Annotated in this window: 22 protein-coding genes; 11 read left to right on the top strand and 11 right to left on the bottom strand. The window is 64.0% G+C overall.

Going from position 1 to position 24,160, the window contains the following annotated elements:
- Positions 1 to 127: 127 nt before the first annotated feature.
- The 5 genes from WCY17_RS12300 to WCY17_RS12280 all read left to right on the top strand — a co-directional run bounded on the left by WCY17_RS12300 (position 128) and on the right by WCY17_RS12280 (position 5,004).
- On the top strand, positions 128 to 1,246 hold the full coding sequence (locus WCY17_RS12300; RefSeq protein ID WP_372702484.1) for a Re/Si-specific NAD(P)(+) transhydrogenase subunit alpha: 1,119 nt from the start codon (positions 128 to 130) through the stop codon (positions 1,244 to 1,246).
- Positions 1,246 to 1,554 carry an NAD(P) transhydrogenase subunit alpha gene (locus tag WCY17_RS12295; RefSeq protein WP_372702483.1) on the top strand — a complete coding sequence of 103 codons (309 nt, stop codon included), beginning with the start codon at positions 1,246 to 1,248 and terminating at the stop codon, positions 1,552 to 1,554. The genes WCY17_RS12300 and WCY17_RS12295 overlap by 1 nt, the downstream gene beginning before the upstream one ends.
- On the top strand, positions 1,551 to 2,987 hold the full coding sequence (locus tag WCY17_RS12290; RefSeq protein WP_372702482.1) for an NAD(P)(+) transhydrogenase (Re/Si-specific) subunit beta: 1,437 nt from the start codon (positions 1,551 to 1,553) through the stop codon (positions 2,985 to 2,987). Before WCY17_RS12295 ends, WCY17_RS12290 begins: the two co-directional genes overlap by 4 nt.
- Before the next feature lie 93 nt (positions 2,988 to 3,080).
- On the top strand, positions 3,081 to 3,740 hold the full coding sequence (locus tag WCY17_RS12285) for a thiopurine S-methyltransferase (protein ID WP_372702481.1): 660 nt from the start codon (positions 3,081 to 3,083) through the stop codon (positions 3,738 to 3,740).
- A gap of 70 nt (positions 3,741 to 3,810) precedes the next feature.
- The gene (locus WCY17_RS12280) at positions 3,811 to 5,004 is read left to right on the top strand and encodes an ABC transporter substrate-binding protein (RefSeq protein WP_372702480.1); all 1,194 of its coding nucleotides are present in this window, start codon (positions 3,811 to 3,813) and stop codon (positions 5,002 to 5,004) included.
- A gap of 29 nt (positions 5,005 to 5,033) precedes the next feature.
- Here the strand turns inward: WCY17_RS12280 and WCY17_RS12275 are convergent, their stop codons facing one another.
- The 3 genes from WCY17_RS12275 to WCY17_RS12265 form a co-directional block, all read right to left on the bottom strand.
- Complete coding sequence (locus WCY17_RS12275) at positions 5,034 to 5,825, bottom strand: DsbC family protein (protein ID WP_372702479.1); 792 nt, start codon at positions 5,823 to 5,825, stop codon at positions 5,034 to 5,036.
- A gap of 106 nt (positions 5,826 to 5,931) precedes the next feature.
- A complete protein-coding gene (locus WCY17_RS12270; RefSeq protein ID WP_372702478.1) occupies positions 5,932 to 7,122 on the bottom strand; it encodes an FAD-dependent monooxygenase in 1,191 nt (396 codons plus the stop codon).
- Between the two features lie 131 nt (positions 7,123 to 7,253).
- Positions 7,254 to 8,513 (bottom strand): murein transglycosylase A, encoded by a 1,260-nt coding sequence (locus WCY17_RS12265; RefSeq protein ID WP_372702500.1) that lies wholly within the window; start codon positions 8,511 to 8,513, stop codon positions 7,254 to 7,256.
- A gap of 66 nt (positions 8,514 to 8,579) precedes the next feature.
- On the opposite strand from WCY17_RS12265, the gene rpe reads away from it, so the two are divergent.
- The 6 genes from rpe (at position 8,580) to trpC (ending at position 14,271) form a co-directional block, all read left to right on the top strand.
- Positions 8,580 to 9,323, top strand: coding sequence for a ribulose-phosphate 3-epimerase (gene rpe / locus WCY17_RS12260; RefSeq protein ID WP_372702477.1), 744 nt, complete (start codon positions 8,580 to 8,582; stop codon positions 9,321 to 9,323).
- A gap of 46 nt (positions 9,324 to 9,369) precedes the next feature.
- Positions 9,370 to 10,056 (top strand): phosphoglycolate phosphatase, encoded by a 687-nt coding sequence (locus WCY17_RS12255; protein ID WP_372702476.1) that lies wholly within the window; start codon positions 9,370 to 9,372, stop codon positions 10,054 to 10,056.
- A complete protein-coding gene (gene trpE / locus WCY17_RS12250; RefSeq protein WP_372702475.1) occupies positions 10,053 to 11,573 on the top strand; it encodes an anthranilate synthase component I in 1,521 nt (506 codons plus the stop codon). Before WCY17_RS12255 ends, trpE begins: the two co-directional genes overlap by 4 nt.
- A gap of 243 nt (positions 11,574 to 11,816) precedes the next feature.
- Positions 11,817 to 12,383, top strand: coding sequence for an aminodeoxychorismate/anthranilate synthase component II (locus tag WCY17_RS12245; RefSeq protein ID WP_372702474.1), 567 nt, complete (start codon positions 11,817 to 11,819; stop codon positions 12,381 to 12,383).
- A gap of 50 nt (positions 12,384 to 12,433) precedes the next feature.
- Positions 12,434 to 13,468 (top strand): anthranilate phosphoribosyltransferase, encoded by a 1,035-nt coding sequence (gene trpD / locus WCY17_RS12240; RefSeq protein ID WP_372702473.1) that lies wholly within the window; start codon positions 12,434 to 12,436, stop codon positions 13,466 to 13,468.
- The gene (gene trpC, locus WCY17_RS12235; protein WP_372702472.1) at positions 13,465 to 14,271 is read left to right on the top strand and encodes an indole-3-glycerol phosphate synthase TrpC; all 807 of its coding nucleotides are present in this window, start codon (positions 13,465 to 13,467) and stop codon (positions 14,269 to 14,271) included. Before trpD ends, trpC begins: the two co-directional genes overlap by 4 nt.
- A gap of 87 nt (positions 14,272 to 14,358) precedes the next feature.
- Here the strand turns inward: trpC and WCY17_RS12230 are convergent, their stop codons facing one another.
- The 8 genes from WCY17_RS12230 to atpG form a co-directional block, all read right to left on the bottom strand.
- A complete protein-coding gene (locus WCY17_RS12230; RefSeq protein ID WP_372702471.1) occupies positions 14,359 to 15,855 on the bottom strand; it encodes a sugar ABC transporter ATP-binding protein in 1,497 nt (498 codons plus the stop codon).
- Positions 15,855 to 16,931 carry a strictosidine synthase gene (locus tag WCY17_RS12225; protein ID WP_372702470.1) on the bottom strand — a complete coding sequence of 359 codons (1,077 nt, stop codon included), beginning with the start codon at positions 16,929 to 16,931 and terminating at the stop codon, positions 15,855 to 15,857. Before WCY17_RS12225 ends, WCY17_RS12230 begins: the two co-directional genes overlap by 1 nt.
- Entirely contained in the window at positions 16,928 to 19,060 is a 2,133-nt protein-coding gene (locus tag WCY17_RS12220) for an ABC transporter permease (RefSeq protein WP_372702469.1), read from the bottom strand. The genes WCY17_RS12225 and WCY17_RS12220 overlap by 4 nt, the downstream gene beginning before the upstream one ends.
- A 75-nt stretch (positions 19,061 to 19,135) precedes the next feature.
- Positions 19,136 to 20,140: a sugar ABC transporter substrate-binding protein gene (locus WCY17_RS12215; RefSeq protein WP_372702468.1), complete on the bottom strand. Its 1,005-nt coding sequence runs from the start codon at positions 20,138 to 20,140 to the stop codon at positions 19,136 to 19,138.
- A 42-nt stretch (positions 20,141 to 20,182) separates the two neighbouring features.
- Entirely contained in the window at positions 20,183 to 21,184 is a 1,002-nt protein-coding gene (locus WCY17_RS12210) for an ABC transporter permease (RefSeq protein WP_372702467.1), read from the bottom strand.
- A 164-nt stretch (positions 21,185 to 21,348) separates the two neighbouring features.
- Positions 21,349 to 21,774: a F0F1 ATP synthase subunit epsilon gene (locus WCY17_RS12205; RefSeq protein WP_372702466.1), complete on the bottom strand. Its 426-nt coding sequence runs from the start codon at positions 21,772 to 21,774 to the stop codon at positions 21,349 to 21,351.
- A gap of 9 nt (positions 21,775 to 21,783) precedes the next feature.
- The gene (atpD, locus tag WCY17_RS12200) at positions 21,784 to 23,205 is read right to left on the bottom strand and encodes a F0F1 ATP synthase subunit beta (RefSeq protein ID WP_372702465.1); all 1,422 of its coding nucleotides are present in this window, start codon (positions 23,203 to 23,205) and stop codon (positions 21,784 to 21,786) included.
- A gap of 42 nt (positions 23,206 to 23,247) precedes the next feature.
- A complete protein-coding gene (atpG, locus tag WCY17_RS12195) occupies positions 23,248 to 24,147 on the bottom strand; it encodes a F0F1 ATP synthase subunit gamma (protein ID WP_372702464.1) in 900 nt (299 codons plus the stop codon).
- Between the last annotated feature and the right edge of the window lie 13 nt (positions 24,148 to 24,160).

Below are 24,160 nucleotides of genomic sequence, written 5' to 3'. Positions count from 1 at the left end.
CAGAGCGCCGGTACAACACCATCGTGTTGCATCAACCCCTCTTTCGTAGAAGAATGCCAGCAACGCAACCTCCGGGAGACATCATGAATTGCTCACACAGCCCACACAAGCGATGGAGTCCAGCGACATGCAACTAGGGATCCCGCAAGAAACCCTGCCCGGAGAGACTCGCGTCGCGGCCACCCCTGAAACCGTCAGGAAACTCGTCCAGGCAGGGCACCGCATCATGCTGCAGGCCGGGGCGGGCACAGCAGCCCGCTACCCGGATGGCGACTATGAAAAGGCCGGGGCCACCCTGTGCGATGCAAGCGCGGCACTGGGCTGCGAGCTGGTGCTCAAGGTGCGCCGGCCTGGCCACGACGAATTGCAGGGCATGCAGGCCGGCACGGTGCTGGTCGGCATGCTCGATCCATTCGATCACGATGGCCTGCAGGCCATGGCCAGCGCAGGGCTGACCGCCTTTGCCCTCGAGGCCGCACCGCGCACCACGCGCGCGCAGAGCCTGGACGTGCTGTCTTCACAGGCCAATCTGGCCGGCTACAAGGCCGTCCTGCTGGCCACGCAATATTACGGCCGTATATTCCCCATGATGATGACAGCCGCGGGCACCCTCAAGGCCGCGCGGGTCGTGGTGCTGGGCGCCGGGGTGGCGGGCCTGCAGGCCATTGCAACGGCCCGCCGCCTGGGGGCAGTGGTCGAGGCATCCGATGTGCGCCCTGCGGTGCGCGAGCAGATCGAATCCCTGGGCGGCAAGTTCATCGATGTGCCGTTCGAGACCGACGAAGAGCGCGAAATCGCCCAGGGCAAAGGGGGTTACGCGCGCCCCATGCCCGCCAGCTGGATGCAGCGCCAGGCCGCGCTGGTGGCCGAGCGCTGCAAGCAGGCCGATATCGTCATCACCACCGCGCTGATCCCCGGGCGCCCGGCGCCCGTCTTGATTCAGCCCGACACGGTGGCCAGCATGCGGCCCGGATCGGTGATTGTCGATCTGGCCGTCGAGCGGGGCGGCAACTGCCCCCTGTCGGTCGCCGGGCAGGTCGTGGAACACGCCGGGGTGACCCTGGTGGGCCTGACCAATCTGCCCGCGCTACTGGCCACCGATGCCTCCGCACTGTATGCCCGCAACCTGCTCGACTTTCTGAAACTCATCATCGATGACCAAGGGCAACTGACCCTGCCCGAAGACGATGACATCGTCAAGGCCTGCCTGGTCTGCCGCGATGGCCACGTACTGAGGAACACCTGATGGACGCCGTCAATCCCACCCTGATCAATATCATCATCTTCGTGCTGGCGGTCTACGTCGGCTATCACGTGGTCTGGAACGTGACACCCGCACTGCACACCCCGCTGATGGCCGTCACCAATGCCATCTCGGCCATCGTCATCGTGGGCGCGATGCTCGCTACCGGTCTCACCGAAGGCCCGCTGGCGCAGGTCATGGGTATCGTGGCGGTGGCCCTGGCTGCGGTCAACGTGTTCGGCGGCTTCCTGGTGACCCAGCGCATGCTCGAGATGTTCAAGAAGAAGGATCGCAAGGGGGGCCAGGCATGATCTCGGCCAACGTCGTCACCCTGCTGTACCTGATCGCTTCGGTATTTTTCATTCAGGCCCTCAAGGGGCTGTCGCATCCCACCACCTCCCGCCGGGGCAACGTGTTCGGCATGGTCGGCATGGCCATCGCCATCCTGACCACGGCCGCCCTGATCGTCGGGCTGGCCCGCGACGGCGCCACGGGCATGGGCCTCGGGCGCATCGTGCTCGGCCTGCTGATTGGCGGCAGCTTCGGCACGATCCTGGCGCGCAAGGTGCAAATGACCAAAATGCCCGAGCTGATTGCCTTCATGCACAGCATGATCGGGCTGGCTGCGGTGGCCATCGCATTTGCGGTCGTGGCCGAACCCCACGCCTTCAACATCGCCGCGGCAGGTGCGCCCATCCCCACCGGCAACCGGCTCGAGCTCTTCATCGGCACATTCGTCGGGGCCATCACCTTCTCGGGGTCGGTCATCGCATTTGGCAAACTATCGGGCAAATACCGGTTCCGCCTGTTCCAGGGCGCCCCCGTAGTGTTCGCCGGCCAGCACATGCTGAATCTGCTGCTGGCGGTGCTCATGCTGGCCTGCGGCATCTGGTTCATGGCCACGCAGTCCTGGCTGCCATTCGTACTCATGACCGCGATCGCCTTTGTACTGGGTGTACTCATCATCATTCCCATCGGCGGCGCCGACATGCCCGTGGTGATCTCGATGCTCAACAGCTACTCGGGCTGGGCGGCAGCCGGCATCGGGTTCTCCCTCGAGAACCCGATGCTGATCATCGCCGGTTCATTGGTCGGCTCATCGGGCGCAATCCTGTCCTACATCATGTGCAAGGCCATGAACCGCTCGTTCTTCAATGTGATTCTGGGCGGGTTCGGCGCTGATGCGTCGGCGGGCGCCGCGGGCGATCAAGAGCAGCGCAGCGTCAAGTCAGGCAGTGCGGACGATGCGGCGTTCCTCATGAGCAATGCCGACACGGTCACCATCGTGCCCGGCTACGGCCTGGCCGTGGCCCGAGCCCAGCATGCGCTCAAGGAACTGGCCGGCAAACTGGGCGAGAAGGGGATCACGGTCAAGTATGCCATCCATCCGGTGGCGGGGCGTATGCCCGGGCACATGAACGTCCTGCTGGCCGAGGCCGAAGTCCCCTACGATCAGGTGTTCGAGATGGATGACATCAACGGTGAATTCGGCCAGACCGATGTCGTGCTGGTTCTGGGCGCCAACGACGTGGTCAATCCGGCGGCCAAGAACGACCCGCAATCGCCCATTGCCGGCATGCCCATACTCGAAGCCTACAAGGCGCGCACCGTGATCGTGAACAAGCGCAGCATGGCAGCCGGCTATGCGGGGCTCGACAACGAGCTGTTCTACATGGACAAGACCATGATGGTGTTTGGCGATGCCAAGAAGGTGCTCGAAGACATGGTCAAGGCACTCGAATGACCCCGGTGGCCGGCCCAATGACCCCGCAACCATGGTGCCGGGCTCGGCGCCATGGTTGCGGGCCGAACCTCTTCATGGACGAGACGACACATCATGGATAATGAATTCTGGCTGCAACGCTGGCAGCAGGGGCAGACCGGGTTTCATCAGAACCGGGTCATGCCGCTGCTGCAGAAGCACTGGCCGTCCCTGGGCCTGCCACCCGGCAGTCGCGTGCTGGTTCCCCTGGCCGGGAAATCACTGGATGTCGCCTGGCTGGCACAGGAAGGTCATGAGGTTCTGGCGGTCGAGCTTTCACCGCTCGCCGTAGCGCAGTTTTTCGAGGCACACAGACTCCAGCCCACCTGCACCACTGCAGGCCGTGGCACCTGGCATACGGCCGGTCGCATCCGCTATTACTGTGGCGACATCTTCGATCTGCAGGCCGATGTACTGGGCTCATGTGTGGCCTGTTACGATCGGGCCGCGCTGATTGCACTCACCCCTGAACTGCGGCAACGCTACGTCCAGCATGTCTACGCCACCTTGCCGGCCGGGTGCCAGACCCTGCTGCTCAGCCTCGACTACCCCCAGGCGCAGATGGATGGCCCGCCTTTTTCGGTACCCGAGGCAGAGATCCGGCAGCTGTTTGCCCCACGCTGGCAATTCGACCTGCTGGAAACCCGCGATGTACTCGCCCACGAACCCAAATTTTCGGCGCGGGGCGTCACGCGCATGAACACCTGTGTCAGTCTGCTGACGGCGCTATCATGATTGGTACGGTGCCGGCCGCGGTCTGCACCCTGTTTCCCCGGCATGCAGTTCGGGGCTTTCGGAGTGATCGATGAATATTTCCCTGCTTCGGCTTGGTGTGCTGGCGGCGGTGCTTTCCGGGGTCCCGTACCTCGTGCAGGCTCAGGTCAAGGTCGGTGTGGTCGCCTCGGCCACCGGACCCACGGCTCTGGTCGGCATCCCGCAGATGAACACGGTTCCATTGCTGCCGACCCAGGCGGGTGACCTGGGCATCGAGTACATTGCACTCGACGATGGCAGTGATCCCACACAGACCGTCACCGCATTCAAGAAACTCATGGACGAATCGGGGGTCGATGCCATCATAGGCCCCACCGGTTCACCCAACTCCATGAGCGTGCTGCCATTCATCGCCGAAGCCGGCACGCCCATGCTGGCACCTGTGGGTGCTGCAGCCGTCGTGCTGCCCATGAACGAACAGAAGCGCTGGGCCTTCAAGACCACACAGAACACGGACATCATTGCACGGGCCCTGATCCAGGACATGAAGCAGCGCGGCATCGAGACGGTGGGTTTCATCGGTTTCGCCGATGCCTACGGCGATGACTGGCATCAGGTGTTCAGTACGCGGGCCAAAGAGGCCGGCATCGATCTCACCATTGCCGAACGTTACCAGCGCACGGACAGTTCGGTGACCGGCCAGGCCCTCAAGATCCTCTCGGCCCGCCCCGATGCAGTCCTGATCGCCGGTACCGGCGGGGCCGCCGCACTGCCGCAGACCACCCTCGCTTCGCAGGGATATCAGGGGCAGTTCTATCAGACCCATGGGGCTGCCCTGCCGGCCTTCCTGAAGTTTGCGGGCCCGTCGGCAGAGGGCACCATACTCGCGGCCAGCCTGATGCTGGTGCTGCCCGAGATCCCCGACAGCAATCCGTCAAAACCAATCGTCGAAGAGTACATTCAGCGCTACGAAGCCCGCTATGGCGAAAAGCCCGCGACCTTCGGCGCCAACGTCTTCGACGCCGGCCTGCTGCTGCAGCAGGCCATCCCGATCGCGGCTCAGGCTGCGCCCCCCGGCACGGCCGAATTCCGCAGCGCGCTGCGTGACGCACTCGAACAGACCACCGAACTGGTGGCCACCCAGGGGGTCTACAACATGAGCCCTGCCGACCACAGCGGCTTCGATGAGCGCGGCCGCGAGCTGATCACGGTGAAAGACGGCCAGTGGATATTGCTGCGCCAGGCCGGACTCGAGGGTCACAGGAACACGCCCAACCCAGGATAATGGGGCTGTTCAGGCCCCCTGCCTGATATTCAGGATCCCTGCCCGGGCCCCTGGGCATCGAATTTCTGCTGCAGCACCTCGAGGGGCATGGCCCCGTTGATGCGACTGCCATCGGCAAAGAACAGGGCTGGCGTGCCTTGTACATTGAGCTTGCGCCCCAGGGCCAGATTGCTCTGCAAGGGTGTGTCGCATTCGGCCACCACAGGCTGTTTGCCGTGCACCATCCACTCGCGCCAGACGCGGGCCGGATCCTCGGCGCACCAGATGTTGCGCGACCGGGTGCGGGAGTCGGGGCTGAGTATGGGATACAGAAACGTATACACCGTGATGTCGTCGATGCCTTCAAGCGTTTTGTGCAACTGCTTGCAATAACCGCAGTTCGGATCTTCGAATACCGCGACCTCGCGCGCCCCCGAGCCTTTCACCTGCTTGATCGCATCTTTCAGGGGCAGGCTGTCGAATGCAACCTGCTGCAGCACCTCGAGGCGCTCGGCGGTGAGATCGCGACGCGCACGCGCGTCGATCAGCGACCCCTGCAGGACGAACTGCGCCTGCTCATCGGTGTACACCAGATCCAGCCCGACCTGTACTTCATAAAGGCCATCGAACGGGGTCGGCCGTACCGCCTCGGCCTGAATGCCAGGAAAACGCTGCTCGAAGGCCTTCTGGATGCCCGCAAGCCGCTCGGGCGCGATACGGGCTACCTGGGCCGACTGGGCCACCTGATGCGCGTCATTGGATCCGCCCGACAGGGACGGTTGTGCCTGGGCAGTGAGAGTGGCGGCCGACAGCATGAGGGCAGCCAGGAAAACAGCATTCATGAAGAGCGTCCTGGGTGAATGTCGCATATGCAGGAGAACACGGTAACACGAAGTTCAGGCTACCGGACACGAAGTTCGGACTGCCGGGCCCATGACACGGTACGGGTCATTGCCCGGCCGCAGCCCGGATCAGGTGACGCTTGATGAACGGGATGTCATCGACCAGCCTGAGCCCCTGGTTGCGGGCCCAGGCCACCGGCGCACAATGCGTACCGAACAGGCGGTGCAGACCATGGGTGACGAACCCCATGGCATGCACCGGCTCGAAGCGCCTGCGCCGGTAGCGCGCAAGCAGGCGGGGGTCGCCTGGATCAGGGTACGCAACACGCCCATCTGCCAACACCTGCAGCAACGTCTGCACATCGCCCAGGCCCAGATTGAGCCCCTGGCCCGCCAGGGGGTGCACCCGGTGCGCGGCATCGCCGACCAGCGCCACGCGCGGCCCCACCATGTCCGAATATTCGAGGGTCAGCGGGAAACCCCTGGGGGCCGTGCGCAAGTGCAAGCGCCCCAGCCGGCCCCCCGTGATCGCCAGCGCGCGGCTGGCCAGCCACTGCTGCTGCGCATCGGGATCCAGGGCCTGCCAGGCCAGCGCCTGGCCGTGCGGCATGGACCAGACCAGCGAGGCCTGTGGCCCCTGATCCGTATCGGGCATGGGCAGGAGGGCGAATACCGAATCCCCGGTGAACCACTGGCAGGCCCGGTTCTGATGGGGCCGTTCGATGTCCACATGGGCCACGACGCCCTGATCCCCGTAAGGGGTGTAGCGGTGCGCCACCCCGGCGGCCAGCCGGACCGGAGAACGGGCGCCATCGGCCCCGACCAGGAGGCGGGTGGACAGCACCTGGCCCGCCTCGGTCAGCACCCGGGCCTCATCAGCCGCAACTTGCAGGGATGCGAACCGGTCTTCGTGCCAGGTCACCCCCATGACATGCACGGCCTGCTGCAGCACCCGCTCGAGTTCACCGGATTCGACGATCCAGGCCAGGGTCTGGCGCGCGTCGTGCCAGGCGGAAAGGTCCAGAAAGCCGTCGGCATCGCCATGGATTTCCATGGTTTCGACCGGCGTGATGCGCCGTGCATCGAGCAGCCGCCACACACCCAGGTGCTGCAGCAGAGCCTGGCTGGCCGGCGACAATGCATACACGCGCGGATGATAGGCATCGTGCCCGGGTACCGGAGGCGGCACGCAGGGCCCCAGGATCGCGACCGACCCGCCTGCGCGAGCCGCCCCCAGGGCACAGGCCAGGCCCGCAATACCCGTGCCACAGACGAGGATCGAACTGTGCGTGTTCATGACCGTCCACCTTCCATATCCAGAATCACCATAGTACCCGGCAGATCATGTTTCCGGCAGGACACCGGCCTACTGCGAGGTTCCTGCCCACCGCGGGGTTCCCAGCCCGCGGCAGGCCAGGCAGTGCTGCCTCAGCGCGCTGTTGGCTCACCCGCAGCGGACGGCCAGAGCAGCCAGACACGCCCTTTCTGCTTCATGCGGCCGGCCCGTGCACCGGCCGCATCACCCGTGCCCCAGAAATAGTCAATCCGGTTATTGCCCTGAATCGCCGCGCCAGTGTCCTGGGCAAAGACCAGACGCTGCAGCAGCCCGTTGCCGCCGGGCTGCTGCGTGACCAGAAACAATGGCGTGCCCAACGGTACGTAGTCGGCGTCTGCCGCTACGGCCCGCTGGGCGATGAGGGGCACGCCGTATGCGCCACGCGGCCCGAGTTCGGGGTCTGCAATGCCTTCGGCCTGGAAGAACACCATGGCGGGGTTGACCGACAGCAGTTCACCCAGACGCTCGGGATGGCGCCGGGCCCACGCCTTGATGTTCTGCATCGACGCCTGTGCCAACGGCATTTCACCCTGCTGCGCCAGCCACTGCCCGATCGACACATACGGACGCCCGTTGTGATCCGCATACGCAAGCCGGATGGTGGTGCCGTCCGGCAGCAGGGCCTGCCCGGACCCCTGAATCTGCAGGAAAAAGGCTTCGATGGGATCTTCGGCCCAGACGATGACCGGCGGCTGGCGATCGGGGTCGGCCTCGATCTGGGCGCGGGTATCATAGGGCACGACGCGACGCCCCTGCAGCTTGCCGCGCACCCGTTTGCCAGCCAATTCGGGGTAGACCGCGCCGAGATCGACCGTCAGCAGATCGTCCGGCACGGCATACAGCGGCCATTGGTAATCCCCCTGGCGCACTTTGGATGCCCGGATGAGCGGCTCGTAGTACCCGGTGACCAGGCCTTCGGGGCCTTCGAGCCGCCAGGGCCGCAGATGCGTCTGCAGGAACTGGCGGACCTGCGCCGGATCCTTGTGCAGGCCTTCAGCCAGGGCCTGCTGACAGACGGGCTGCCAGACCCTGGGGGCGGCCCGGGCCGGCAGGGCCAGGGCACCGGACACCGGGCGCATCAAGCCGCGACAATTGTTGATGACCCCCTTCCAGACGCGATCCAGGCCATCGGCCGGCCAACCCGGAAGATCGGCCCATGCCGCGGCCACATAACGCCCCTTGAGCGGGCGCGGGGCTGTTTCGGGCAGTGCCGACAGGGGTGGCACATCGAACAGGCGGATTTCGGTGATCACTTCGGGAGAAACTGCGCGGCCGGCCTGATCTTCCAGGGGCGCAACGGAACAGGCCGCCAGAAAGACCAGCAGGGCAAACAGGTAATACGGCTTTCTCATTCCGGGTTCCGGCCATTGCAGTGCACTAAAATAGCGCATCATGACATACTCCAACCCATGAACGCCATGCCCGACTTGCCTGCCGCCTGTATCGCGCCCAGCCTCCTGTCTGCCGACTTTGCCCGACTGGGCGAAGAAGTCCGCACCGTGACCGCAGCCGGCGCCGACTGGATCCACTTCGATGTCATGGACAATCACTATGTACCGAACCTGACCATGGGGCCCATGGTGTGCGCTGCCCTGCGGCCTCACATCCAGGTGCCCATCGATGTGCACCTGATGGTCGAACCCGTGGACACGCTGATTCCCGCCTTTGCACAGGCGGGTGCCGACATCATCAGCTTTCACCCCGAAGCGTCCCGGCATGTCGATCGCAGCCTTGCGCTGATTCGCGACCAGGGCTGCAAGGCCGGGCTGGTGCTCAACCCGGCCACCTCATTGCAATGGCTGGACCATGTCATGGACAAACTGGATCTGATCCTGCTGATGTCGGTCAATCCGGGCTTTGGCGGGCAATCCTTCCTGCCGCACACGCTGGCCAAACTGGCTGCGGCACGCCGCCGCATCGACGAATGGCAGGCGCAGGGGGGGCAGGCGATCCGCCTGGAAGTCGATGGCGGGGTCAAGCCCGACAACATTGCCGCCATCCGGGCCGCCGGGGCCGACACATTCGTGGCCGGTTCGGCCATTTTTGGCCAGCCGGACTATCCGGCCGTCATGCAGGCGCTGCGAGCCGGCATCACAGAAGGTGACACCCGGCGCCGGACGGCCAGCCACGGGCCCGACGATGCAGCCACGATGCTACGATAACGCGCACACTCGACACTCGGGCACCCCCTGCGGGTGCCGCATACCCATGATATTCACTGCCGTACACTTCGATCTCGACGGGACCTTGCTGGATACCCTGCCAGACATTGCCGCCGCCATCAATGCCATGCGCCACGATCTCGGCCTGCCCGCCCTGGCGCAGGACACGATCGCCGTGCACGTCGGCAAAGGCAGCGAAACCCTGGTGGCCCGCATTCTGGGCCTGGAAGGCGAGCCGCCCGAACCCGCCCATCATGCGCGTGCACTGGCGTGCTACCTGGACCATTACGCCAGGCTCAACGGCGCTGCGGCGCGGCTGTACCCCGGCGTGATCGAAGGCCTGCAACGCTTTCGGGACCAGGGTTGCGCCATGGCCGTGGTCACGAACAAACTGGCCCGGTTCACCCCGCCGCTGCTCGAACGATTCGATCTGCTCGATTACTTCGATGCGGTGGTATGCGGCGACACCTGTGCGCGCAAGAAGCCCGATCCGGCCCCCCTGCTGCATGCCTGTACCTTGCTGAAAGAGCCCGCCGAAACCACCCTGTTCATTGGCGACTCGATCAATGACGCGCTGGCGGCCCAGGCCGCCGGCATGCGCATGCTGGCATTACCCTATGGGTACAATGAAGGCCGCCCTGCCCATACCCTGCCCGCGGATGCAGTCGTCGACACGCTTGCGGATGCGGCTGCCTGGGCCCTTGATACTGCCATGCAAGGCAATGCACCATGACCGAAATCGAATTCAATGCCCTGGCTGCCCAAGGCTACAACCGGATCCCGTTGATCGCCGAAACCTACGCGGATCTCGACACGCCACTGGCCATCTACCTGAAGCTGGCGCATGCCGGCCCCGAGGCCGGCCGCAACAGTTGCCTGCTCGAATCCGTGGTCGGGGGCGAGCGCTTTGGGCGCTATTCATTCATCGGCTTGCCCGCAAAGACCCAGATCCGGGCCACAGGCACCAAAACCGAGGTCATCACACGGGGCGACGTGGTCGAAACCCACGAGGGTGATCCGCTTGCATTCATCGAAGCCTACCAGAAGCGCTTCAAGGTGGCCCTGCGCCCCGGCATGCCGCGTTTTGCAGGTGGGCTTGCGGGGTATTTCGGCTACGACACGGTGCGGCACATCGAGCCGCGCCTGGGCCCCAACGTCAAGCCGTGGCCCTCCGGGCAGCAATCGGGCACCCCCGATATCCTGCTGCTGCAGATCGATGAACTGGTGATTGTCGACAACCTGGCCGGGCGCACCTACCTCATCGTCTATGCCGACCCGCAACAGCCCGAGGCCTATGCCCTGGCGCGGCGCCGCCTCAAGGCACTGCGCGAAAAACTGCGCACCCCGGTGGTGATCCCATATGCCTACGCCAGCATGCAGACCCCCACCGAGCGCGACTTCAAGAAAGCCGACTATCTCGCTGCCGTACAGAAGGCCAAGGCCTACATCGAAGCGGGCGACCTGATGCAGGTTCAGGTCGGCCAGGTGATCGCCAAGCCGTTCCGTGATTCGCCCCTGTCCCTGTACCGTGCGTTGCGCTCGCTCAACCCTTCGCCCTACATGTACTACTGGAATTTCGATCACTTCCATGTCGTCGGTGCCTCGCCCGAGATCCTGGTGCGCAAGGACTGCGAATCGGTCCAGGGGCAATCGCGTGAAACAGTCACCATCCGGCCTCTGGCCGGCACCCGCAAGCGGGGCGGTACGCACGAAGAAGACCTGCGCCTCGAGCAGGAACTGCTGGCCGACCCCAAAGAGCGGGCCGAACACGTGATGCTCATCGATCTCGCACGCAACGACATCGGGCGGGTGGCCCGCACGGGCAGCGTCGAAGTCACCGACACCATGACCATCGAACGCTATTCACACGTGATGCACCTGGTCTCCAATGTGCACGGCGAACTCAAGGAAGGCCTGAGCAACATCGACGTGCTGCGGGCCACATTCCCGGCCGGTACCCTCACGGGTGCGCCCAAGGTGCGCGCCATGGAAATCATCGACGAACTCGAACCGGTCCGACGGGGCATCTACGGCGGCGCCGCAGGCTACCTGAGCTACGGGGGCGAGATGGATCTGGCCATTGCCATCCGCACGGGGATCATCCGCGACGGCATGCTGTACGTGCAGGCGGCCGCGGGCATCGTGGCCGACTCGGACCCCGAAAAAGAATGGCTCGAGACCGAAGCCAAGGCCCGGGCATTGCTGCGCGCCGCCGAGCAGGTGCAATTCGGGCTCGATGACCCGATCTGAAGCCATCCTGCATACCGCATCGGGTCCTGCGGCAAACACATACTGGTACTTTCCCTCCTCGACACGTTTTTCGTCGACACAGTACAATCCTGCACATGATTCAACCCACGAACCCTCACGTATCCACTTGGTGGCGCCTCTTCTAGGGGCGGCATCCTCGTGCGTGGTTCATCGCATCGTGCCGCCGTACTGGCGGCATCTTTCTGATCGATTGCCCCCAGCACGGTGGTTCCAGGAAAAACCATGAAACTGCTGATGCTGGACAACTACGATTCCTTTACCTACAACCTGGTGCAGTATCTGGGCGAACTCGGCGCCCAGGTGCAGGTCGTTCGCAACGACCAGATCGACCTCGCCGGGGTCGAGGCGCTCGCACCCGAGCGCATCTGCGTCTCGCCCGGGCCCTGCACCCCAGCCGAAGCGGGGATCTCGGTCGAACTGATCCGCCACTTTGCGGGCCGTATCCCCATACTCGGGGTCTGCCTGGGCCATCAGGCCATAGGCGCGGCATGGGGCGCCCGCATCGTGCGCGCACGCGAACTCATGCACGGCAAGGTATCCGAAGTCTCGCACCAGGGCACTGACGTCTTTCGAGGGCTGCCGTCGCCGTTCACCGTGACGCGTTACCATTCGCTGGCCATCGCACGCGAGGGCCTGCCCAGCTGCCTGCACGTCACTGCAGAAACCGCAGATGGCGAAATCATGGGGGTTGCCCACGAGTCCCTGCCCGTTTATGGCGTGCAGTTTCATCCAGAATCCATCCTCAGCGAACACGGCCATGCCCTGTTGCGCAACTTTCTGGATGCGTGACCACATGGCCGTGCCCCATGGCCCCGCCCCAGTTCCAAGGAAATCAGCCAATGCCGCCCATCACCCCCACTGAAGCGCTCGTCCGTTGCATAGAGCACCGCGAGATCTTTCACGATGAAATGCTCGCACTGATGCGCATGCTCATGCGGGGCGAAATGCCGCCCCAGATCGCCAGTGCCCTGCTCATGGGCTTGCGGGTCAAGAAAGAAACCGTGGGCGAGATCACCGCGGCCGCCGAGGTCATGCGCGAGTTCGCACTGGGGGTCGATGCCCCACACCCCGAAGACCTGCTCGACATGTGCGGTACCGGGGGCGATGGCTCGCACACGTTCAACATCTCCACGGCGGCCATGTTCGTGGCTGCTGCGGGGGGCGTCCGGATCGCCAAGCACGGCAATCGCAGCGCATCGTCCTCCTCGGGCAGCGCCGATGTGCTCGAGGCGCTGGGTGCCTGCATTACCGCCAGCCCGGCGCAGGTGGCCGAATGCCTGGCAGCCACGGGCATCGGCTTCATGTTCGCCCCCGCCCACCATGGCGCCATGAAAAACGTAGCCGCAGTGCGTCGTGAACTGGGCGTGCGCACGATCTTCAACATCCTCGGGCCGCTGACCAACCCCGCGAAGGCCGCCAACCAGCTGCTGGGGGTATTCCACCCCGACCTGGTCGGCATCCTGGTGCGGGTACTGCAACGGCTGGGCTCACGTCACGTACTGGTCGTGCACGGCAAGGACGGCATGGATGAGGCCTCGCTGGGGGCATCCACACTGGTGGGTGAACTCAAGGACGATCAGATCCATGAATACGAAATCCATCCCGAAGACTTCGGCATGGCCATGGTCTCGAACCGCAGCATCAAGGTGGCCAATCGTGAAGAATCGGCCGCACTGATACGCTCGGCGCTGGAAAACGAACCCGGTACGGCTCGTGACATCGTCCATTTCAATGCCGGCCTGGCCCTGTACGCAGGCAATCGCGCACCAGGCATCGCACAGGGCATTGCGCAGGCTGGCGAGCTGATCGCCTCCGGCGCTGCCCGCCAGAAGCTCGAGGAATTCTGTCAGTACACACAAAGGTTTGCCGCATGAACGACATCCTGGCCCGTATCCTCGAGACCAAGCGCAATGAAGTGGCCGCTGCACGGCAGATGCGCAGCGAAGCCGAAGTGTTGCGCGAAGCACAGAATCGCAAGGACATCCGGGGCTTTGCGCGCGCGATCGAAGAGCGGGTTGCGCAGGGCAAGCCCGCCGTCATTGCCGAGATCAAGAAAGCCTCGCCCTCCAAGGGGGTGATCCGTGCCGATTTCAATCCGGCAGAAATTGCGAGCAGCTATGCCTGCCATGGCGCAGCCTGCCTGTCGGTGCTGACCGACGTCCAGTATTTTCAGGGGGGCTATGACCACCTGCGCCAGGCACGGGCGGCCTGCAGCCTGCCCGTGCTGCGCAAGGATTTCATGGTGGACCCCTACCAGGTGATCCATGCCCGTGCCCTCGGGGCCGACTGCATCCTGCTCATCGCGGCGGCCCTGCCACCTGCCGATCTGCGCGAACTCGAGTCTGTCGCACTCGATCTGGGCATGGACGTGCTGGTCGAGATCCATGACCCGGACGAACTCGACGCCGCCCTGACCCTGCAGACGCCATTGCTCGGTATCAACAATCGCAACCTGCGTACGTTCGAGACCAGCCTGGACACCACGCTGTCGCTGCTGGGGCAGTTGCCTGCCGACAAGCGGGTGATTACCGAGAGCGGCATCCTCGAACCCGCAGACGTCCAGCGCATGCGGGCGGCGGGCGTGCAGGCCTTTCTGGTGGGCGAAGCGTTCATGCGCGCCGCAGACCCCGGCCTGGCCCTGCGCACCCTGTTCATGGCGCCCCCCGCCAACCCCTGAACGCTACCGCCCGGGCACGACAGCGGGACAGCGCGATACCCGCGGCGTCCGGCCCGGGCACCATCGCCCCGTATTGCGCAGCCCGGGTCAATGAACGGCAGCGTACATGATGCGTTCCTCGGTGGCGTTTTCCCGGGTGAACTCCTCGACCACGCGGCCCTCGCGACTCACCAGAATCCGGTCCGAGAGGGCAAAGACTTCCGGCAAATAAGAGGAAATCACCAGAACGGCCAGACCGCTGTCGGCCAGTTCGTTGATCAACTGGTGAATCTCGGCGATTGCACCCACGTCGACACCGCGCGTCGGTTCGTCGAAAATCACCAGGCGCGGCTTCTGCAGCAGGGATTTCGCAATCACGACCTTCTGCTGGTTGCCCCCGGAGAGCTCGATCACCCGGGCATCGTTGCCGATCGCCCGGATGTTCAGCCGGGCGCGCCAGTCTTTGGCAAGCGCCTGCATCTGGGCCATGTTGACGACATTGGCCGCCCGCGTGGCGGCCATCTGGCCGACGTACAGATTTTCCGCAATCGACATGGTTTCGAAGAAGCCTTCGATCTTGCGGTCTTCCGTGACATACACGATGCCGTCGCGTATGGCCTGCCTGGGGATGCGGTAACGGATCGGCCTGCCCATGAGCCGGATCTCGCCGCCGTGCAGGAAGTCGCGCTTGAGCGCACCGGCGATGATCTTGGCCGTCTCGGTACGGCCGGACCCCACCAGGCCGAACATGCCGGTGATCTGGCCCGCGTAGATGGAGAACGAATTGTTCTTGACCATGTTGCCCATGGACAGATTCTGCACGCTCAGTACCCGGGCACCCCGGGCCCGCGTCGACCGCCCGGCCGACGCCTGCCCATAGAGTTCGTCGGACAGGGTGCGCCCGACCATGGCCGCAATGATCCGGTCGCGATCCAGCAAGGCCGCCTGCTCGGTGAGTACATGCTCGCCATCGCGCAGGATCGTGATGCGGTCGGCAATCTGCAGGGCCTCTTCGAGCGCGTGCGATATGAAGATGATCGATACGCCCTGTGTGCGCAAGCGCTCGATCAACGAAAAGAAATAGCGCTTCTCTTCGGGTGTCAGCGATGCCGTGGGCTCATCGAACACCAGGACACGGGCCTTGTGGTGCACCGCACGGGCTATCTCGACCAGTTGCTTCTGTGCGGCGCCCAGCGAAGAGACCAGATGGGCCGGATCCACCCCGAAGTTGAGCGACTGCAGGAAGGTCTGCGCGGAGATGTACAGCCCGCGCAGCCGGTTGAAGAATTTCTCGTTGCCCAGATACAGGTTCTGGGCCACCGTCAGCGTCGGCACCAGGCTGGTCTCCTGGAACACCATGGCCACCCCGTGGGCCAGGGCATCGGAGGGCTCATTGAACGTCACCGGCCGCCCATCGAGCAGGATGCGCCCGGCGGACGGCGCGATGATGCCTGCGATGATCTTCGTGAGTGTCGACTTGCCGGCCCCATTTTCACCCAGAAGGGCATGCACTTCACCGCGGCGCAGATCGAAGTCGATATCCTTCACCGCATACACGCCGCGGTAGGATTTGCTGACGCGCTCGAGCGAGAGCAAGGTATCCATCAGGGCTCCATGGCAAGAATCATGTGACCGCCGCGGCTGGTGGCGTACAGTACGCCGTGCTGCTCGAGCAGGCTCGTGATCCCATGACGCTGGCCATCGGCACGGCTATGCTTGCCGTGCATGGGGTTCAGGCCGGCATCGAGATACAGGGCGAGCCCATAGGATCGCGACGGCGCCCAGGGCTTCAGGATGCCCATCTGCTTGAGTCCGCCACGCTGCAGGGGCTCGCGGAAGCTGCGCTTGCCCGACAGTGCCGGGCAGATCCAGTGATCGCGCTCGAGTTCCCGAAGCATGTCGTTGCGGTAGCGGGTTTCACGCAGCACCAGTTCGACCAGCTGGCTGCGCGGCGCATACAGCGCCAGCCAGAACCCGCCTTGCGGGCTGGGGCTGATGCGGCCCGGGTAGGCTGGCAGATCCCCCAGGACCTCGCTGGCCGATGTGCCCGGCTGCCCGGACAGGCCGATCAGGCGATGGCGCCAGCTTTCGGACACCAGCACCCCGGCATCGCCTGCATCGGCCAGCCCGGCCGGCCAGGCCAGCCGGTCGGCCAGTAGCGTAGCCTGGCCCGTATCCAGATCCAGACGCCATACCGAACCCAGTGCATTCTTCTGCATCAGGTCGAGTTGCCAGTCGGCCGGCCCATTGCGGCTGGAGCCTTCGGCCACCAGTACCGTACGCGCATCCTGCAACCACAGGGCCGTCGGGCAGACCATGGGCCGCCCGGCCTGCCAGCGCACGTGATGCCGGCCTTCATGGGGGCCGGCACACACCAGCAGGCTGCCGTCTTCGAGCCCGGCCAGCAGGATTTCGTCATGCCAGGCCGCCAGCGAAGCCGCTGGCGCCGGCAAGCGGTACAGGGGCTCATCCTGCCCTGCGCGGCGGATGTCGGCGCCCGACGTATACAGCAGCTCTCCTTGCCAGGCCACGAGATTGTCAGGCTCGGGGACGGTCTCCAGCACCCGCGCTTCATCGAGCAGCGTATTGGGCTGCAGCGCGCCATCCATGGCGGGCACCGTCACGGCACTGTCGCCGCGGCCCAGCAGACGATCGGCCAGCCGCCGCCAGAACGGGGTCATGGTGCACGCCCCCAGTAGCTGTCCTGACTGGTCCAGGAGGTATCGGCGCCCGGAATCCTGTAGCGGCCGATGCGATTGTTGAACACCCCCCCCAGATACAGGTAGCCCTTGTGCTCGCGTGGCGAGGTGATCATGGGATGATTTTCACCACTGCGATCCCAGAGTGATTCGACAATGCGGCCGGCCTCGTCGAACTTCAGGACGCAGCCCGTGTTGAGGTTGGGAAACAGAAGTTCATCCTGGGCCACGCGCCGGGCCATGTGGCGCCGGAATGAAGGGCGCCGCAGGGCCAGTTCGAGCGACGGTGTGCGCATGCCCATGATGGCCAGCCAGTAGCAGCCGTCGGAGGCCCGGTTGATGTTGTCCGGGTAACCGGGCAGATTTTCGATGACCCGCTCGACCCGGCCCGTCCTGGGGCCGGCAAACCAGTAGCGGCTGATACGGCAGGCCCAGGACTCGGCGAAGAAGAAGGACTGCCCGTCATGCGACATGCAGATGCCGTTGGGAAAGACCAGACGGCGCAGAATGGTGCGCGTGCTGCCATTGCGCGGATCATGACAGATGATGCGGCCATTGCCCCGGCTTTCCAGGGCATCCAGCGGCCACTCGTGCATTTCGTAGCGCACCGTGGCCTCGCTGAAGAAGACCCGGCCATCTGGCGCAATGTCGAGATCATCGGCCAGGCGCAGGCGGGAATCGTCATTGATGGACCATGGCGTACGGTTGGTCTCGTCGGTGAGTTTGGTGAAGTCGCCCTGCGGATCAATCTGGTAGAGCCCCATGCCGGCATCGCACAGCAGCAGGTTGTCATGGCGATCCATGGCAAAACCCAGCGGTGTGCCACCGATATGGGAAAAAATTTCCATCTGCTGATAGTCGGGCGCGAGAAAGCGGACCACATCGCCGTGGCGCGAACCGGTGTACAGATGATCATGGCGATCGAAGATCATGTCCTCGGGCCCCTCGATCCGGCCCAGGCCGATGAGCTCCACATCCTTCAGGCGATCGTTGATGGCATAGGGCGAATCGGAACCCGGCTCGGTCGATGGCGCCTGCGGCAAGGCCAGATAGGTCGGCGACACATAGACTTTTGCCAGCAGCTTGTGCCGGTTCTTCAACCAGCGCACGTCAATGCCCACAGCCAGCAGCAGGATCAGGCCCAGCACCAGGGAACTGGACCCGCTGAGCAGGCCCAGGCGCACGAGGCCGTCGGTCACCAGCAGCACCGTGACCGAGCCGATGAAGGCTTTGGGCACCGAGCCCTTGCCACCGCCCAGGCTGTTGCCGCCGACCACAGCCGCCGTCAGCGCCATGACTTCCATGCCGACCCCGGTGGCCGGACCGGCATTGTTCAGGCGGGCCGCATACAGGATGGCCGAGACCCCGCAGAGGATGCCGGACATCACATAGGTGCTGCATACGGTGCGCGGTACCGCGATGCCCACGTTGTAGGCGGAGCGCCGCGAACCCCCGATGGCCATGATGTGCCAGCCGGGCCGTGTACGGCTCAAGAACAGATGTGCGGCCACGGCAAACACGGCAAATAGCCAGAAGCCGAAAGGCACGCCGAGAACCGTACCCATGCCAACGAATTCCCAGGCCTCGTCATCCAGGAATACGGCGGACACTGCGGCCGCCTGCTGCATGAGCAGTACATCGACGATGGCGCGCACGATGATCAGCGTCACCAGCGTCGTCAGGAAGGCCCGCAGCTTCAGGTAGCCCACCAGGACCCCGTTGACCAGGCCCACCAGCCCGCACACCAGCAGGACGGCCGGTGTCATGAGCCAAACCGGCCATTCGGCGACGTTCATGAGATACAGGGCGGTGATGTTGCCCAGAGCCACGATGGACCCCACGCTCAGATCGATGCCGCCCGCCACCATCACGATCATCATCGCGCAGACGACAAAGCCGAACTCACCCAGCATGCGCAGGAAATCGACGATGGAGCCCGCCGAGAAAAACCTTGGGATCTGCCAGCCCAGCAAAGCCATCACGAGCAGCAGGCTGGCCACCGGGATGGCGTTCTCTATCCAGCGCTTGGCCAGGATCTCGCCCAGCAGGTGATCGGGCACCAGCCGGTAGCGCCATTGCAGGCAGCGATCATAAAGCGACTGAGGGCCCACCCTGCTCTCCTGCACCCGACCCTGTCTGGCTGCAGGACCGGGCACGATATGACGATCGGATCATTGCGGATCGCTTTATTGCTTGTAGTCGTTGAGATCCCAACACGATTGGGGCGTCAGGTTGTCCTTGTCGATCACGTCGAGTTTCGAATACAGATAGAACTGCCCGGTGCCCACATCGAGCTTCTGCTGCAGAATCGTCTTCAGTGCCGAGCTGAGATCATGGCCCTGCAATGGCGCATTGAACGTCACGTAGTGGGTGAACACGCCTTTCTTGACGTTGTCGCACGCGCTGGTGGCCCCGCCGCCCGACGACACCACGGTCACCGGCTGGGCCGGCTTGGCGTCGAGCACGGCATTGCCGATACCCACGTCCATGCCATCCCAGAAGCCGGTGATACCGCACAGATCGGGGTGCTGGCGCAGAATGGTGGTCGTGATGGCATACGCCTTGGAAGAGTCCCAATCGGCTGCCTGGTCGGACACCACCGTGATTTCCGGATGCTTCTGCAATACGTTGTTGACCCCCCTGAGCTGGTAGGTACTGGCCGGGTCGGTCACGGCACCCTGCATGATCGCCACCTTGCGTGACGTGCCGTCACCGCAGGCCTTGACCAGCGTTTCGGCCGCGCGTTCGCCGATTTCCGTCCAGTCGACCCCCACGTATGCCGAAGAAGTGTAGATGGCCTTGGTGTTCAGTTGCACCACCGGGATGCCGGCACTTTCGGCGCGCTTGATGAGACGCGCAAATGACGTGACGTCCACGTTGTGCACGACCATGATGTCCGGCTCTTCGGCGATCATGCTGGTCAGGGCCTGCGCGCCGACGTCCGGCTTCCAGCCATAGTCGCGCACATTGATCTTTACCCCGAGGGGCTCGAGATCGCGCCGGATGGTGGATACCCAGGCCTGGCTGAGATCCAGCCCCATGGTGGCCACGGCGATGGAGATGGTCTTGTCCTTGAAGGCATCGTAGTAGGGCTGACGACCCGGGTCGACTATGCCATCTTTCTGGGCAAACGCCAGCGTGCTGACCGCGCTCAGGGCGGCCACCGCCAGGATCCGTTTCAGTGCTTTCATCTCATCCTCCTGCCTTTGAAGGCAAACACGTGCGGGGCGTCATCAGATATCCCCCTGTTGCGCAGTCTGTTCGTCGCGTGGATTGAGCACGCTGTCGACTACGATGGCAATCAAGAGAATGACGCTCTTGATGATATTCTGTGTGGTGTATTCGAGGTTCATGATCGTCATGCCGTTGATCAGGATGCCGATCAGCAGCGTGCCCACGATCACGTTGCGCACGCCGCCCTTGCCCCCGCTGAGCCCTATGCCCCCCAGCACCACCACCAGGATCACGTCATAGACCAGCGATGAATTCGCTACGCGAGTATTCATGGTGGCCACGGTCGCGGCCGTGACGATGCCCGCCAGGTAGCCAATGACCGCCGAGAGCACGTACTGCAGGCAGATCACGGGGCGCACGCCAATACCCGTGAGGCGCGCGGTCTGGGGGTTGTCGCCTATGGCCCGGACATACAGGCCGGCACGGGCGTAGCGCAGGAACAGCCAGGACAGGAACGCAACGATGCAGAACACCACCACCGGCATGGGGATGCCGAGCAGACTGCCCGTACCCAGAAACTGGACCCCACCCCAATCGGTGGAGAGCGGAATGATTTCCTGCGACAGCAGGGCAAACATGCCAAAACCGTAGATCACGGCCCAGGTGCCCAAGGTGGCAAACAGGGCCGAGATCTCGACATAGGCAATGAGAATGCCATTGGCGATGCCGACCACCAGCACCAGCGCCAGACCCAGCAGCAGCGGCACGATGGCACTGTCGCCCGGCGTTGCCAGCGACAGCGCCCAGGCCACGGCAATGACCATGGTGGCCACCAGCGACAGGTCGATCCCCCGGCCAATGATGACGAGCGCCATGGCCAGGCCCAGAATGCCCAGTACGGATACGTTGCGCAGCAAGGGCAGAATGTTGTCGACAGTCGCAAAGCCTGGCAGGCTTGCGGAAAAGACTGCAAACAGCATGAGCGCCAGCAGGAACACGATGCGTTCCTGGGTGAACCCGCCTTGGTGCACCAGGCGACCGAGGCGTTCAGTGGGTAGCATGATTTCTCCGTGAGCCAGGCCCCGGGCCACTGCGCCACTGGGGTTGAAAACGAACCACTGTATTCAATTTTCCTGATCTTCGGAAGCCTCGAAATGGCAAGCAGGTGTTTCAGCAACCCGGAAATGAAAAAGTGCCCTGCAGGGCACTTTTTCATGTCGGACGCTCAGTGTGAGCGCCGCCCCTGGCTGAATTTGCGCGCGGCAGCCGCCTGGGCGGCCAGCATGGCCAGCTCGGCTTCGACCACGGCCATGTCGGCCTTGTCTTTCGTGTTGCGCAGGGCCTCTTCGGCGCGTTCGCGCGCCGCCAGGGCCTTGGCTTCATCGAGGTCGGCCGCCCGAATGGCCGTATCGGACAATACCGTAACCCCGTTGGGTTGCACCTCGAGAATGCCACCGGCCACGAAGATGTTTTCTTCGCTGCCATCGACAAGCCTGATCTTCAGGGTGCCAGGGCGGATGCGCGAAATCAGTGGCGTATGACCGGGCAGGATGCCCAGATCGCCCGATTCGCCGGGCAGGGCCACGAACGTGGCCTCGCCGGAATAAATCGAGGCTTCTGCACTGACCACTTCGATCTGCAAAGTTGCCATGGGGGTTCCTTATTGAAGCGTCTTGGCCTTTTCAAAGGCCTCGTCTATGGAGCCTACCATATAGAAGGCCTGCTCGGGCAAGGCATCGCACTCGCCTTCGACGATCATCTTGAAGCCGCGCAGGGTTTCGGCCAGCGGCACGTACTTGCCCGGCGAGCCCGTGAAGACCTCGGCCACATGGAAGGGCTGCGACAGAAAGCGCTGGATCTTGCGTGCCCGGGCCACCGCCTGCTTGTCTTCCGGAGAGAGTTCGTCCATGCCCAGAATGGCGATGATGTCGCGCAGCTCTTTGTAGCGCTGCAGCGTCTGCTGCACGGCACGCGCGACGTTGTAGTGCTCTTCGCCCACGATCTGCGGATCGAGCTGCCGGCTGGTGGAGTCGAGCGGGTCGACCGCCGGGTAGATCCCGAGCGCGGCAATGTCGCGCGACAGCACCACGGTGGAATCCAGGTGCAGGAAGGTGGTGGCCGGCGACGGGTCGGTCAGGTCATCGGCCGGTACATAGACCGCCTGGATCGACGTGATGGAACCGGTCTTGGTGGATGTGATGCGTTCCTGCAACTTGCCCATTTCTTCGGCCAGCGTCGGCTGGTAGCCCACCGCCGATGGCATGCGCCCCAGCAGCGCCGACACTTCGGTACCCGCGAGCGTGTAGCGATAGATGTTGTCGACGAAGAACAGCACGTCGCGGCCCTCGTCGCGGAAGCTTTCAGCCATGGTCAGGCCCGACAATGCGACACGCAGGCGGTTCCCGGGGGGCTCGTTCATCTGGCCGAAGACCATGGCCACCTTGGATTCGGGCAGATTGTCGAGCTGGATGACCCCGGCGTCGGACATTTCATGGTAGAAGTCATTGCCCTCGCGGGTGCGTTCACCCACCCCGGCAAAGACCGACAGGCCGCTGTGCGCCTTGGCGATATTGTTGATGAGCTCGAGCATGTTCACGGTCTTGCCCACGCCGGCGCCACCGAACAGACCCACCTTGCCGCCCTTCGCAAACGGACACACCAGGTCGATCACCTTGATGCCGGTCTCGAGCAGCTCGACCGAAGGCGAGAGCTCATCGAATTGCGGCGCCGGCTGGTGGATGGCGCGCCGATCAGCGGCTTCGATCGCCCCGCGCTCGTCGATGGGCCGCCCCAGCACATCCATGATGCGCCCGAGTGTGGCCGGCCCCACCGGTACGGAAATGGGCGCGCCCGTTGCCGCCACGGCCATGCCACGGCGCAGCCCGTCGGACGACCCCATGGCGATGGTGCGCACCACGCCATCGCCCAGCTGCTGCTGGACTTCGAAGGTCAGGCCTTTTTCGGCGAAATCCGATGAGTCGTCGGCGAGGGTGAGCGCGTCGTAGATGTTGGGGATGCTGTCGCGGGGGAACTGAATGTCCACCACTGCGCCAATGCACTGAACGATGGTACCGTTGCTCATGTTTAGTCCTATGTAAGATCCGTTTTGCAGTGCGCGCGTCGATCAGACCGCGGCCGCACCACCCACGATTTCGGAAATTTCCTTGGTGATGGCCGCCTGACGCGTCTTGTTGTAGACCAGCTGCAGGTCGTCGATGACTTTCTTGGCGTTGTCGGACGCCGCTTTCATGGCGACCATGCGCGCGGACTGCTCGCTGGCCATGTTCTCGGCGACCGCCTGGTAGATCAGGCCCTCGACATAGCGCAGCAGCAGGTCGTCGATGACCGTCTGGGAATCAGGCTCGTAGAGATAATCCCAGCCATACTGGGTGTGCAGGGCGCCTTCTTCGTCGTCACCCGTCTGGAAGGGGTCGGCCAGGCCACTGGGCAGCGGCAGCAGCCGCAGGAAGCTGGGCTCCTGGCGCATGGTGTTGATGAACCGGCTGGTCGCCAGATACACGGCATCGATCTTGCCACTGACGAAGTCATCGAGCTGCACCTTGATGGCGCCGATCAGGCGCTCGAGATTGGGGGCATCGCCCAGCTGGACCTCGGATGACACCACGTTGACGCCCACGCGATTGAGCAGGCTCAGACCCTTCGAACCCAGTGCCGTCGCCTGCACCGTGATCCCCTGGGCCTCGAGCGCCTTGATCTGATGCAGGACCAGGCGCGAGATATTGGTATTCAAGCCGCCGCAAAGGCCCTTGTCGGTGGTCACCATGATGACCCCGGCCGCGGACATCTTGCCGGGTTCCACCATGTAGGGATGCGTGTAATCAGGGTTGGCCTGCATCAGGTGCGAAGCAATCGCGCGCACCTTGGTGGCATAGGGGCGGCCGGCCCGCATGCGATCCTGCGCCTTGCGCATTTTCGCCGCCGCGACCATCTCCATCGCCTTGGTGATCTTGCTCGTGTTTTGCACGCTCTTGATCTTGGTTCGAATTTCCTTGATTCCAGCCATGGGCTCAATCCTT

The sequence above is a fragment of the Castellaniella sp. genome, assembly GCF_041677825.1.
Taxonomy (GTDB): Bacteria; Pseudomonadota; Gammaproteobacteria; order Burkholderiales; family Burkholderiaceae_B; genus Castellaniella.
The sequence above is the reverse complement of the archived record's forward strand: the minus strand, read 5'-3'. Positions and strand labels throughout refer to the sequence as shown.